Raw genomic sequence first — 514 nt, forward strand, 5'->3', positions numbered from 1 at the left:
CAAAGAGAAAACAAAGTCAATTACCGCACGGTGGTACTTTTTACCGGGGACCAGGCGCCGTACAGCTTGCCGCCCTTTTGCTTTTTATACACCCGAATGCGCACATAATACTTTTTCTTGCTTTTGAGTTTCGTCAGGGTCTTGGCGGTGGAGCCCGCCTTGGTTATCGTTACCGACTTGGTGGTGGCAACGCCGCAAGGCGTTGACGGAGGGATTGGCCCAAGGCAATTACAAGAATATATTACTTCTTGGTGGTCACGCTCTTGGCCTTGCTCCACCCGGAATATAATTCTACATTTTTGCCGTTCACTTTCACGGTCTTGTAGGTGCGTACCCGCACATAATACTTTTTCTTGGAGGACAGCTTGCTGACAGACTTGGAAGTGGTCTTATTTTTGCTTCTTGTTACGGTCTTATTGCCCTTTTTGAAGTTAGAGGCTGTGCTGTACTGTACCTCATACCCGGTGGTTTGCGTCGCCTGCTTTTTCCAAGTGCCCTTAAAGCCTTTTTTACC

Annotated in this window: 2 protein-coding genes; one reads left to right on the top strand and one right to left on the bottom strand. The window is 48.1% G+C overall.

Going from position 1 to position 514, the window contains the following annotated elements; all coding sequences use genetic code 11:
- A partial coding sequence (locus ACFFUV_RS23925) for a hypothetical protein (protein ID WP_390198519.1) occupies positions 1 to 206 on the top strand: 206 nt, incomplete at its 5' end.
- A gap of 35 nt (positions 207 to 241) precedes the next feature.
- Here ACFFUV_RS23925 and ACFFUV_RS23930 read toward each other — a convergent pair.
- Positions 242 to 514 (bottom strand): fibronectin type III domain-containing protein (locus ACFFUV_RS23930; protein ID WP_390198522.1); only part of this gene is annotated, 273 nt, incomplete at its 5' end.

Source organism: Vibrio olivae, from assembly GCF_042428525.1.
GTDB lineage: Bacteria > Pseudomonadota > Gammaproteobacteria > Enterobacterales > Vibrionaceae > Vibrio > Vibrio olivae.